Here is an 11,237-nt window from a genome sequence, read left to right as displayed (position 1 = left end):
GTCGTCGGTGACGGTCGCCGCGACCTCGGGAGGCGAGGCGAGCTGGGTCATTCGGAGACCTTCTCCTGCGCTGCGGCCCAGCGGTCGTTGAGGTCGGAGAAGAACGAGTCCTCATCGCCGTCGGCGGCGCCGCGGGCGGTGTCGATCAGCTTCTGGCGGTAGGTGTTGCCGAAGATGTCGATCTCCGCCTCGTTGGCGATGTCGGTGAGCAGCGCCTCCTTGCCGACCGGGTCGGGAGCGAGCTCCAGGTACTGGACGTCGAGGGCGCTGAAGTCCGAGAGGGTGTCGGGCTCGGGGTCGCTCTTGACGGGGCTGATCGCGCCTTGGCTCTCGGCGTAGCCGGACTCGTTGGTGAACCAGTCGACCCAGGCCTTCGCCGTCGCCTTGTTGTCGCTGTTCCTGCTGACGCCGAGGACCTTGTCGCTGGCCGTCACCGAGGTGAACCGGCCGTCGACCTGCCAGGGCATCGGCCAGAAGCCGATGTCGTCGCGGGAGGCGCCGGCGGCCTCGGCGGCGTCCTGCATCTGGCTGACGGCCCAGGAGCCGAGGACCATCGAGCCGATCTCACCCTGGGCGAGGAGGTTCTTGGACTCCTCCCAGTTGGTCGTGGTCGGGTCGGCCTCGCTGAGGCCGGCCTTCACGGTCTGGAAGAGCAGGTCGTCGATCTTGTACTGGTCGGTGCCCTCGGTCCAGGGCGCGTCGTCCTCGGCCATCTCCATGCGGACCTCGGGGCCCTGGGTGGCGCCGAGGTTGCCCTCGATGGTCGCCAGCGGCCAGCCGTCGGCGTAGTTCGTGTAGTACGGGTCGGCGTCGGTCCGGTCGCGGATGGCCTGCAGATCGGTGAGGTACTCCTCCTGGGTGGTCGGGGCCTCGGTGATGCCGGCGTCGGCCCAGACCTTCTTGTTGACGACCATGCCCATGGCCGAGCCGAAGGTGGAGATGCCGTAGACCTGGCCGTCGTAGGCGCCCGCGTCGACGAAGCGGTACTTCTCGCTCATCTCGTCGACCGTGCCGAGGGGCTCGAAGAAGCTCGAGTACTGGTCCTTCGTGACGTTCGAGCTGGGGATGAGCAGCGCATCGCCGTAGTCCTTCGAGTTCAGGCGGATCTTGACGTCGCCCTCGTAGTCGGTCAGCGCCTCGAACGTCACGTTCGTGCCCGGGTACTTCTCCTCGAACGCCTTGGCGTAGTCGGCGAAGGTCGTGTCGACGAGGTCGGTGCGGTTGGTGAGCACGGTGATCTCGCCCGAGGGGTCGCCGTCGTCGTTGGACGCCGACGAGCAGCCGCTGAGACCGATCGCGGCGAGCGAGACCATCGCCATGCCCAAGAGTGCTGTCTTCTTCATGCGTGCGAACTCCTTCGTTCGTGGGTGCCGGCGAAGTGACTCGGCCGTGCCGTCCGGCAGGTCTCGACGGGTGCGAGCTGATCGGGTGCCTCAGCTTCGCCCGCCGCCCCGCATCGTGTCAAGACTTTGATTATTAATTTATGGCAAGCATGGTGACGGAGGAGGGTCGTGGCGCAGCTCCAGGCCTCGCCGGCGTCAGGGAACGGGCGGGCCCGTCGTCCCCCGGGGGACGAAGACGATGGGAGGCGCCTCCAGCGTGGGCGGGCGCTCGCCGTCGAGCACCGCGAGGACCGTCTCGCCGACCATCTCACCGATCCGCTGCACGTCGTGACTCAGAGCCGACAGCGGCGGCTCCGACAGCTGACATTGCGCGGAGTCGTCCCAGGCGACCAGCGACAGGTCGCCGGGGACGTCCAGCCCACGCCGACGCGCCTCGGCGAGGCCTCCCAGCGCCATCAGGTCGTTGTCGAACACGACCGCGGTCGGGGTCGCCGGGCTCTCGTCCCCGAGCAGCGTCTGGAGGGCCCGCTCTCCGGACTCCGACGAGTAGTCGCCCGTCGCCGTGACCGCGGAGAGCCCCCGCGCCGCGCAGATCGCTGTGAAGGTGTCGCGGCGGGCGAGCGAGTGCGCCAGACCCAGAGGCCCGCTGACATGGGCGAGGCGGACGTGCCCCAGCAGGGCCAGCGCATCCACGGCCTCCTCGACCGCGACGTCGTCGTTGGTCCACACCGCCGGGAGTCCGCTCGAGATCTCGGGCGAGGAGACGGAGATGGCCGGCAGGTCGAGCTCGGCCACCAGGGACACCCGCGGATCGTCGACGCCGAGGTCGACGAGGACCACGGCGTCCACGACCCCCTCCGTCGACCACCGGCGACAGAGCTCGAGCTCGGCCTCCCGGTCGGGCAGCACCCGCAGCAGCACGGCGTGCCCGCGCGGGCGCACGACGCGGTCGAGGCCGGCGGTGAGCTCATGGAAGTACGGCTCGGCCCCGTAGATCTCGGAGGGACGGACGAGGGTCAGCCCGATGGGCCGTGGGAGGCGCGTCCGTCGCCCGGTGGTGGGCGTCGTCGTTCGGTCGGTCATCGTCTCATCCCTCTCGGCCCCTCGGCCTCGGCGGTGTCGTCTCGGGCGACCGCTATCGTGTCACCGACGCGGGCCAGCACCAGAGTAGGTCCCGCACGAGCGAGGAGGACGACGTGGCCAGACCGGAGTCCGTCGCCTCCGGGCCGGGGAGCCGGGCTCTCGTGGTCGACGTCATCCGCTCCTCCGGGCCCATCAGCAGGGTCGAGCTCACCGCGGCCACCGGGCTCACGCAGCCGAGCATCTCGAACATCGTCCGGAGGCTGCTGGCCGAGGGGATCGTCCGAGAGGGGGGCCGTGTGGCCTCCGGCGGGGGCAAGCCCCGCACCCTGATCGAGATCAATCCGGGGGCCCTCTACGCCGTCGGCGTCCAGCTCGGGTACGAGTCGATGACCTTCGTCGCCACCGGCGCCGGAGGGGGGATCGTGGCACGTCAGCTCGTCGACGGGGCCTCCCTCGACTCGCCCGACGAGGTCACCGATCGACTCGTCGCGCAGTTCGACACCTTCGTCGATGCGGCCGGCATCCCTCGCTCGTCGATCGCGGGCGTCGCCGTCGTCGCACCCGGTCCCCTCTCGGCGGATCACGGGGCCATCCTCCGCTCGCCGACCCTCCGCCGCTGGGAGGGCTTCTCGCTCCGCGACCGGCTGTCGGACCGGCTCGACGTGCCGGTGATGATCGACAACGACGCCGCCGCCGCGGCGGTCGGGGAGTTCTGGACGCGCCGGGTCCCGCGGACGGAGACGTTCGCGAGCATCTACATGGGCACCGGCCTCGGGGCCGGCATCATCATCGACGGGGCCCTCTACCGCGGGTCGAGCTCGAACGCCGGGGAGCTGGGGCACATGTCGGTGGACCTCGACGGTGAGCCGTGCTTCTGCGGCAATCGCGGGTGCGCGGAACGCTACGCATCGCCGGCGGCGGTCATGCTCCGTGCCCGCGAGCAGGCCGGGAGTCTCGCCGATCTCGGCCTGCTCTTCGGCGACGACACCGTGGCCCAGGACTTCGACAAGCTCGCCCGAGCCGCGGTCGGCGGCCACTCCGCGGCGGAGGCGCTCATCGAGAGGTCGGCCCGCTATCTCGCCGCCGCCGTCGTCTCGTTCGTCAACGTCCTCGACGTCGACCGGCTCGTGCTCGCCGGTCCGAGCATCGCGGTCGCCGGTTCGGTGTACGCCCGAGCCGTCCGCGATCGTCTCACCGAGAGCGCTTTCGCACGACAGTCCCACGACGTGCTGGTCGAGCTCGCCACGAACCCCCGCGACTCCGCGGCGATCGGCGCCGCCGCCCTCGTGCTGCAGAGCTCGGTCGCACCGGGGCACGGGCCGCGACTCGTGCCGCCCCGGCAGCGGGCGGCGGCACGCTGAACCCTGGACGGGGGCGGCGCGCCAGCGACGCCGGGCCACCCGGGGGTTCGAGTCCTGGAAGGCGCACGAAAAAGGCGGCCCACGTAGTGGACCGCCTTCGTTTTGTGCGCCTGGAGGGACTCGAACCCCCAACCTTCTGATCCGTAGTCAGATGCTCTATCCGTTGAGCTACAGGCGCATTTCTCCGGCCGATTGGCCAGAGGAAACACTACACGAGGTGGGGCCTCCCCGCCAATCGAGCCCGCGCCTCCTCGACTCGGGGGCCACCGACCGAGCGGATCGCCGACATCCACCGCCGACACCCCAGTGCGCGACGACGATCGGCGACTCGATCGGCTGCCGACGGACTAGGGCGCGCGGGGGCCTTCGTCGTCGTCGTTCCGGTCGCCGAGGAGCTCGTCGATGTCGTCGGCGTCGGCCGTGCCTGTGCGGTCGCGCATGTCGCCGGTCGCGTCGCGGCCCGTCACGTCGGCGGACTCGGCATCGGATCCGGGTGCGGGCGGCGCGTCGGCCGTTCCGCTGTTCTCGGACACCGCCACCTGGGGGCGGTCGTCGCGCTCACCGAACGTGGAGTCCTCGTCGGTGACACCGCCCTGCTGCGGCTCGTTGCTGTTCGTCGTGCTCATGGATCCTCCTCGATACGGAACGCGGTCGGGTACCGGCCCACTATCCTCCCGGCCGGCCCGCGCCTCCCAGGCTCCGGGTCGTCCCGCCGTCGACGCCGCTCGGGCGACGGGTTGGAGCGGCGTTCGCCCTTGGGCTCTTACGCATCGATGCGTAAGAGCCGCGGCGCGACGACGCCTCTCCGAACACGATGCCGCCCCGGCTCCGCGTGCGGACCGAGTGCCCGCGCGACCCACGCCACCCTCGGCACCCGCGGCACCTGCGCCACCTGCGCCACCTGCGCCACCTGCGCCACCCAGGCACCCCTGGCGCCCGTACCGCTCGGGCACACCGCACCACCCCGCGACACCCGTCGCCGAACGGCCCTGCACCATCCCGCGAACCTGTGAGTCCCTCATCTCCCCGCCGATTCGGTGCCCGGTGTGAGGCGGCGTCCAGGGGACCTGTTGTTTCATTGGTCGGTGACCGCTTACCCGACCGTCTCCGCCCCCACGGCTGTCCGCCGCGCGGGCGCTGCTCGATGGGTCATCACGGCGGGCGTCTCGCTGATCGCCCTGGCCGGGGTCTACACGGCCGCCGTCCTCACCCCCGCCGGGCAGGAGGTCGAAGACAGCATCCTCGCCTCGGTCGACGGCAACACGCTGCTGCAGTCCGGCGTCGCGCTCGACGCCATCTCACCCGTCGCCGTGCTGTTGGTTCTCGCGGTCACGATGGGCGTGGCCCTGCTGCGCCGCCGTCCCGGGGCCGCCGTCCAAGCGGGCGTGCTGATCGTGGGCGCGACCGTCACCGCCCAGCTGCTCAAGCAGTTCGTGCCGCGACCCGACCTGACCGGCGAGCTCTACGGCAACAGCTTCCCCAGCGGTCACACGACCATCGCCGTCGCCGGCCTGCTCGCCATCATGACCGCGTTCGGCCGCCACCTCCGCCCCCTCCTCTTCGTCGTGGGCACGGCCTTCGCCGCCGTCGTCGCCGAGCAGACCGTCGCCTACGGCTGGCACCGCGTCAGCGACATCGTGGGCTCGTGCGCGGTGGTCCTCTTCTGGCTGGGCGTCGTCCGCTGGGGCGCGTCCCGCTGGTCACGACCGACCACGACCGTCGATCAGGTCGGCCCCCGCTCGCACGCGGTCACCTCCGCGATCGTCGGCCTCGCGGTCGTCGTCTGCCTCGCCACCTCCGGAGCGGTCTGGGGCATCGGCATCGGCAGCGACATGAGCCTGACCGGCTCGAGCGGCTACGGCGTGCTCGACGGCGCCCGGCTCGCCGCGGCCGGGGTCGTGCTCGTCACCGCGTGGATCGCCTGGAAGCTCGACCGCCGCGCCTGACCGACGGCGCCCCGGAGCCGGTGTCGGGACGTCGGCGTCGCAGGACCGAGCCGAGGAGGCGCGGGTCGACTACCCCGCGCCCGTCCCGAACAGCAGGCCCAGCAGGTACGTCACCGCGGCGGCGCCGAAGCCGATCGCGAGCTGACGCAGCGCCCGCTTGAGCGGGCTCGCACCGGAGAGCAGCCCGACGACCGCACCCGTCCCGAGCAGCGCGACGCCCACCGCCAGCGCCGCGACGATCACCGCGGTCAGGCCCTCCAGCCCGAACAGGTACGGCAGCACCGCGATCACGGCGCCCGACGCGAAGAAGCAGAAGCTCGAGGCGGCCGCCCCGAAGGCGGTGCCGAGCGACGCGTGCTCGTCGGCGTCGGCCGGCGTCCTGCCCGGCGCGGATCCGTCGACGCTCGCCGCCGTCTCGCCCACCGGCGTCTCGCCCGCCGGCGCGGATCCGTCGACGCTCGACGCCGAGCCGACGACGGCATCGTCCGCCTCCGCGGCCGCGGTCCCCGGCGCCGCACCCGCCGGCACCCCCGGCGTCGCCGCCCCCGCCGCGAACGGCGACACCCCGGCCCCGAGGGTCGCACCCCCGAGCACCGCGCGGGCCCGGGCCTCCGCGTCGACCGCCGACATGCCGCGCGCCCGATAGACCAGCGCCAGCTCGTTGGCGTCGACGTCGAGGTGCGGCAGCACCGTCCGGGCCTCGGGATCGGGCGTCGACGCGTCGAGCAGCTCGCGCTGCGACCGCACCGAGACGTACTCCCCCGCGCCCATCGACAGGGCCCCGGCGAGCAGTCCCGACAGACCGGTCAGCAGCACGACGCGGTTCGAGACCCCCGACGCGCTGATGCCGAGCACGAGCGCGAGGTTGCTGACCAGCCCGTCGTTCGCCCCGAACACGGCCGCGCGGAACGACCCGGACAGCCGGGTGCGGCCCCGCTCGGCCAACCCGCGCACGACCTCGCCGTGGATCCGCTCGTCGGCGGCCATGGCATCGGTGGCGTCGACGTCCGTCGCGTACGGCGACCGCGCCTCCGCGCTCTGCACCAGGGCGAGCACGAAGATCGAGCCGAAACGGCGGGCCAGCACCCCGAGCACCCGGGTGCGCAGGTCGGTGCGCGCCGGCCGGCCGACGCGGTCGCCGAGCAGGGCGATCCAGTGCGCCGCGTGCCGGGCCTCGGCGTCGGCGAGCGCCACGAGGATCTCGCGCTCCTCGCCGCTGCGGCGCCGGGCGAGGTCGCGGTAGGTGGCCTCCTCCGCGCGCTCGTCGGCCAGGTAGCGGCGCCAGCGGCGCAGATCGGCCGCCGACGGCTCGCGGACGACGGCAGGGTTCGGGGTGGTCGACATGTCATCAGTATCCGCTCCCCCGGCCGCACCATCCCGGCCCGGCCGACCCGTGCCTCCGGGTCCCGACCGAGGAGGCGCGGGTAGCGTCGTCCGCGTGACCTCACCCCGGTTCCTCGGCATCGACCTCGCCTGGCGCGACTCGAGCCCCGGCCGTCCGGCGAACGAGACCGGCCTCGCGGTGATCGACGCCGACGGCACCGTGCTCGACGCCGGCTGGGCCCGCGGGGTCGACGAGGTCGAGGTCTGGATCGCCCGGTGGGCGACGCCCGGCTCGTCGATCGCGATCGACGCGCCCGTGCTGGTGCCGAACGCGACCGGCATGCGTCCGAGCGAACGCGAGGTGGCCCGCGCCTACGGGCGGTGGCACGTGTCGGCCAACGCGAGCAGCGCCTCCCTGCCCTGGCTCGGCGGACGCACCCTCGGCGAGCGCCTCGAGGCGCGGGGCATGGTCTACGACGACGGCGTCGCCGAGCGCCCGACCGATCGCTCGTCGTTCTTCGAGTGCTACCCGTACACGACGCTGGTCGGCATGGCCGAGCTCGGCTACGAGACGCGTCGCCCGCGCTACAAGCGCCCCGACACGACCCTGCCCCTCGGCGAGCGCCGGGCCGCCCGCGCCGCGGTCTGCGACGACCTGATCGCCCGGATGGCGTCGCTCGAGACGGCCACCCCGGCGCTGCGGGTGGCGTCGCATCCGGTGTCGCGCCTCCTCGTCGACGAGCCGTCGCCGCTGGTCGACCGGGCCTACAAGCATCGCGAGGACCTCCTCGACGCCCTGCTCTGCGCCTGGACCGCGTCGATCCGCGTGCAGGCGCCGGAACGGGTGCAGGTGCTCGGCAGCGACACCCGACCCGACGAGCGAGGGAGGCGCGCGACCATCATCACGCCGGCTCGCGACTCGCAGCGCCTCGCCGGGACGGGCACCGGCGAGACGGTGTCGGCAGATGTCGGGGCCGACGGCACGCCGCGCGCGGACGGCGGGGCCGACGGCGCGCTACGCGCGGACGGCGGGGTCGACGGCGCGCTACGCGCGGACGGCGGGGCCGACGGCGCCGGCCGGACGGGGACGGCCCGCTACGACAGGTCGCCGTCGACGTAGAGCCAGCGGCGGTCGCGATCGCGGACGAACCGGCTCGCCTCGTGCTGCACGTGCACCTCGCCGTCGGACCTCGAGCGCGCCTCGAACTCGACGACGCCGGTGTCGTCGAACGGGCCGCCGCGCTCGGTCCGCAGGATGTCGAGCCGGAACCAACGGGTGCCGGGGTCGACGGCCAGGTCGGCGGGGCGCGTCGACGGGTGCCAGGTGGCCCCGAGGTAGGGCTCGTCGCGGAGCACGTAGGCGCTGTAGCGCGAGCGCATCAGGCGTTCGGCGGTCGGGGCGGCGTGGTCGCCGCGGTGCAGCGGGCCGCAGCAGTCGCCGTAGGTGTCGCCGCTGAGGCAGGGGCATCGTGCGCTGTCGTCCATCCGGCCATTCTCGCGGTCGCGCCGGCGTCGCCCCGCACCGCACCGCGTTCCGGTCACCGCACCGCACCTTGGACACCGCACCGCACCTAGTCGCGGTGCGGTGACCGAAACGCGGTGCAGCAAGAAAACCGCGCAGCACGATCGCCGAAACACGGTGCAGAGAACGAAGCGCGGTGCGCATCACGAAGCGCGGTGCAGAGAACGGAATGCGGTGCGGAACGGTCGCCGAACCCGTACCGCGCGACACCGCACCGCACCTCGTACACCGCACCGGAACTAGTCCCGGTGCACTGACCGGAACGCGGTGCAGCACGGAAACCGCGCAGCGCGGCCGCCGAAACGCGGTGCGCAGACCGAAACGCGGTGCAGAGCACGGAACGTGGTGCGGCACGGCCGCCGGACCCAGCCACGCGACACCCCACCGCACCTCGTACACCGCACCGGAACTAGTCCCGGTGCACTGACCGGAACGCGGTGCAGCACGAGGACCGCGTTCCGCCGACGCCGAAACGCGGTGCGCAGACCGAAACGTGATGCGGAGCACGGAACGCGGTGCGGCACGGCCGCCGGACCCACGCCGCGCGACACCGCACCGCACCTCGTACGCCGCACCGGAACTAGTCAGGGTGCGGTGAGCGGAGGGCGGTGCAGTGCACGAAACGCTGTGCGGAGAACGGAACGCGGTGCGGTGCGCAGGACGCGGTGCGGTGCCGCCACGCGGCGCGGGGACCGCGCGTCAGGGGGTGGCGGCGGCACCCGCGATGTTCACCATCCAGTGCAGGCCGAACCGGTCGTCCACCATGCCGAAGCTGTCGCCCCACGGGGCCTGCTCCAGGGGCACCGACACCGCGCCTCCTACGGCCAGGGCCTCGAAGTAGCCGATGAGCTCGTCGGCGTCGTCGGCACCCCCGAACAGTGAGAGCGAGATCGAGTTCTCGCTCTCGAGCGGGATGTCGTCGGGCCGATCGGCGGCCATCAGCAGGATGCCGTCGGCCGTGACGAGCTGGCCGTGCATGATCTTCTCGCTCTCGTGAGGACCGCCCATGTGGAACTCGCCGAAGGTGGTGGCGGTGTAGTCGCCGCCGAAGACGGAGCGGTAGAAGTCGAGGGCCTCGCGGGCTCCGTCGCGGAAGGCGAGGTAGGGGGTGAGCTTCGTGGACATGGGGTCTCCTCTGGTCGCGACCGGCGACTGCGTCGGCGCCGGCTCGGGCGGCAGAAGCGCCGTCGTTCAGCGCATCCTGGCACCGCACGACGCGCAGCGGAAGAGGCCGCCGGACACCCACGTGCCCCGAACACGGGCGACCCGAACTGGGCGTCGTCGGCAGGGGGCGCCGGATGCCACAGTGACCGGATGAGCACCCTGCCCGACGAGGGCCCGCACGCCGTGCACGAGGCCGAGCTGGTGTTCGCCCACGTGCGCGCCGTCGTCGGCGACCGGGCCACCCGGGCGACGTCGCCGCGACTGTCGACCCGGCTGACCGCCAAGGCCCTGCGCGCCGCCGGGGTCCACCATGTCGGCGGCGAGATCCTGCACGCCGCCGACCTCCGGCGCGACGGCACCCAGCTCTTCGACCGGAGCGAGACCGTGCTGCTCGAGGTGCTCGCACTGCCCCGATGGTTCTACGGTCTGTACGTGGAGCCCAACACCCCCACCTGCGCCCAGTGGAGAGAGCTGACCGACGTGTTCGAGGCCCTCGGCGGCGCCCTCGGCGCCCGCCTCGCCCCGATCGACGACTTCGCGCACTGACACCGCGCCGAGGCCGCCGCGGACGCCGGGCCTAGGCTCGACCGCATGCACGCCGTGACCCCGGGGACCCTGCGTCTCGTCCACCTCAGCGACTCCCACCTGACCGGCGACGGATCGCCGCATCAGGGCGTCGTCGACACCACCGCGGCCCTCGACCGCGTGCTGGCCGACGCCTCGCGCGTCGAGGGGGTGCGACTGCTGGTCGGGTCGGGCGACCTGTCCGACGACGGGAGCACCGCCTCCTACCGGCTGCTGCGCCACCGCCTCGACTCGTGGGCCGGGCCGCAGGGCGCCGCCGTGGCGCTCGTCCCGGGCAATCACGATCAGCGACCTGGCTTCGCCGAGGTCTTCGGCGGCGAACCCTCCGGCCCGCTCGACCGACTGCTCGAGGTCGACGGCTGGCGGGTGATCGGTCTCGACACGTCCGTGCCCGGCGCGGGCTACGGCGAGCTCCGGCCGAGTCAGCTCGATCTGCTGCGCGAGCTGCTCGCGACCCCGGCGCCCCGGGGCACCGTGCTCGTGCTGCACCACCCGCCGCTGGCGGCTCCGACCACGCTGCACGAGGCCCTCGCCCTCCAGGATCCGGAGGCGCTGGCCGACATCGTCCGCGGAACCGACGTCCGCGTCATCCTCGCCGGGCACTACCACCACCACATCGTCGGCAGGCTGGGCGGCGTGCCGGTGCTCGTCGCCCCCGGCGTCGCCAACGACACCGACGTGTCGGCCGCCCCGGGCACCGAGCGGGCCGTGCGCGGATCGGGGTTCCTCGTGGTCGACGTCGCACCCGACCCGGACGACGGCGTGCGGTCGACGGTCGTGCGGTCCTACGACGGCCGCGACGGCGACGAGGTGTTCGCCCTCGACCACGACGCGGTCCGGCGAATCGCCGCCGCCGCCGGCCGCCCCGCCTGACCCGCCCCGACCCCGCCCGACCCGCCTGACCCCACCC

General features: G+C 73.0%; 11 protein-coding genes and 1 tRNA gene. 5 read left to right on the top strand and 7 right to left on the bottom strand.

All coding sequences use genetic code 11. The features are described 5' to 3' along the window. Positions 1-47 precede the first annotated feature (47 nt). Positions 48-1,343: an ABC transporter substrate-binding protein gene (locus FFA01_RS15280; RefSeq protein ID WP_146857045.1), complete on the bottom strand. Its 1,296-nt coding sequence runs from the start codon at positions 1,341-1,343 to the stop codon at positions 48-50. A gap of 195 nt (positions 1,344-1,538) precedes the next feature. Further along, complete coding sequence (locus FFA01_RS15275) at positions 1,539-2,426, bottom strand: LacI family DNA-binding transcriptional regulator (protein WP_146857044.1); 888 nt, start codon at positions 2,424-2,426, stop codon at positions 1,539-1,541. 113 nt (positions 2,427-2,539) lie between these two features. On the opposite strand from FFA01_RS15275, the gene FFA01_RS15270 reads away from it, so the two are divergent. Further along, on the top strand, positions 2,540-3,787 hold the full coding sequence (locus FFA01_RS15270) for an ROK family transcriptional regulator (RefSeq protein WP_182501071.1): 1,248 nt from the start codon (positions 2,540-2,542) through the stop codon (positions 3,785-3,787). A gap of 105 nt (positions 3,788-3,892) precedes the next feature. On the opposite strand, the gene FFA01_RS15265 is transcribed toward FFA01_RS15270, so the two are convergent. Both FFA01_RS15265 and FFA01_RS15260 read right to left on the bottom strand, forming a co-directional pair. Beyond that, a tRNA-Arg gene (locus tag FFA01_RS15265) sits at positions 3,893-3,965 on the bottom strand. A gap of 169 nt (positions 3,966-4,134) precedes the next feature. After that, positions 4,135-4,413: a hypothetical protein gene (locus tag FFA01_RS15260; RefSeq protein ID WP_146857043.1), complete on the bottom strand. Its 279-nt coding sequence runs from the start codon at positions 4,411-4,413 to the stop codon at positions 4,135-4,137. Between the two features lie 459 nt (positions 4,414-4,872). On the opposite strand from FFA01_RS15260, the gene FFA01_RS15255 reads away from it, so the two are divergent. Next, on the top strand, positions 4,873-5,733 hold the full coding sequence (locus tag FFA01_RS15255; protein ID WP_146857042.1) for a phosphatase PAP2 family protein: 861 nt from the start codon (positions 4,873-4,875) through the stop codon (positions 5,731-5,733). Between the two features lie 69 nt (positions 5,734-5,802). On the opposite strand, the gene FFA01_RS15250 is transcribed toward FFA01_RS15255, so the two are convergent. After that, positions 5,803-7,077, bottom strand: a complete 1,275-nt coding sequence (locus tag FFA01_RS15250) for a VIT1/CCC1 transporter family protein (RefSeq protein ID WP_146857041.1) — start codon at positions 7,075-7,077, stop codon at positions 5,803-5,805. Positions 7,078-7,171: 94 nt separating this feature from the next. Between FFA01_RS15250 and FFA01_RS15245 the strand changes: the two genes are divergently transcribed. Beyond that, positions 7,172-8,176, top strand: a complete 1,005-nt coding sequence (locus FFA01_RS15245) for a DUF429 domain-containing protein (RefSeq protein ID WP_244289898.1) — start codon at positions 7,172-7,174, stop codon at positions 8,174-8,176. On the opposite strand, the gene FFA01_RS15240 is transcribed toward FFA01_RS15245, so the two are convergent. Both FFA01_RS15240 and FFA01_RS15235 read right to left on the bottom strand, forming a co-directional pair. Continuing rightward, on the bottom strand, positions 8,152-8,541 hold the full coding sequence (locus FFA01_RS15240) for a YchJ family protein (protein ID WP_146857040.1): 390 nt from the start codon (positions 8,539-8,541) through the stop codon (positions 8,152-8,154). The two genes, FFA01_RS15245 and FFA01_RS15240, sit on opposite strands and share 25 nt — an antisense overlap. A gap of 736 nt (positions 8,542-9,277) precedes the next feature. Further along, complete coding sequence (locus FFA01_RS15235) at positions 9,278-9,703, bottom strand: VOC family protein (RefSeq protein ID WP_146857039.1); 426 nt, start codon at positions 9,701-9,703, stop codon at positions 9,278-9,280. 189 nt (positions 9,704-9,892) lie between these two features. On the opposite strand from FFA01_RS15235, the gene FFA01_RS15230 reads away from it, so the two are divergent. Together FFA01_RS15230 and FFA01_RS15225 are read left to right on the top strand one after the other, a co-directional pair. Beyond that, the gene (locus FFA01_RS15230; RefSeq protein ID WP_146857038.1) at positions 9,893-10,288 is read left to right on the top strand and encodes a hypothetical protein; all 396 of its coding nucleotides are present in this window, start codon (positions 9,893-9,895) and stop codon (positions 10,286-10,288) included. Between the two features lie 45 nt (positions 10,289-10,333). Beyond that, positions 10,334-11,200, top strand: a complete 867-nt coding sequence (locus tag FFA01_RS15225) for a metallophosphoesterase (protein WP_146857037.1) — start codon at positions 10,334-10,336, stop codon at positions 11,198-11,200. Positions 11,201-11,237: the final 37 nt, after the last annotated feature.

It is taken from the genome of Frigoribacterium faeni, assembly GCF_007988805.1.
GTDB classification, from domain to species: domain Bacteria; phylum Actinomycetota; class Actinomycetes; order Actinomycetales; family Microbacteriaceae; genus Frigoribacterium; species Frigoribacterium faeni.
The sequence above is the reverse complement of the archived record's forward strand: the minus strand, read 5'-3'. Positions and strand labels throughout refer to the sequence as shown.

Bases quoted from the DNA above. Each gene is read 5' to 3' on its own strand.
- FFA01_RS15240 (WP_146857040.1), bottom strand. From the start codon at position 8,541: ATGGACGACAGCGCACGATGCCCCTGCCTCAGCGGCGACACCTACGGC.
- FFA01_RS15250 (WP_146857041.1), bottom strand. From the start codon at position 7,077: ATGTCGACCACCCCGAACCCTGCCGTCGTCCGCGAGCCGTCGGCGGCC.
- FFA01_RS15235 (WP_146857039.1), bottom strand. From the start codon at position 9,703: ATGTCCACGAAGCTCACCCCCTACCTCGCCTTCCGCGACGGAGCCCGC.
- FFA01_RS15275 (WP_146857044.1), bottom strand. From the start codon at position 2,426: ATGACCGACCGAACGACGACGCCCACCACCGGGCGACGGACGCGCCTC.
- FFA01_RS15280 (WP_146857045.1), bottom strand. From the start codon at position 1,343: ATGAAGAAGACAGCACTCTTGGGCATGGCGATGGTCTCGCTCGCCGCG.
- FFA01_RS15260 (WP_146857043.1), bottom strand. From the start codon at position 4,413: ATGAGCACGACGAACAGCAACGAGCCGCAGCAGGGCGGTGTCACCGAC.
- FFA01_RS15225 (WP_146857037.1), top strand. From the start codon at position 10,334: ATGCACGCCGTGACCCCGGGGACCCTGCGTCTCGTCCACCTCAGCGAC.
- FFA01_RS15230 (WP_146857038.1), top strand. From the start codon at position 9,893: ATGAGCACCCTGCCCGACGAGGGCCCGCACGCCGTGCACGAGGCCGAG.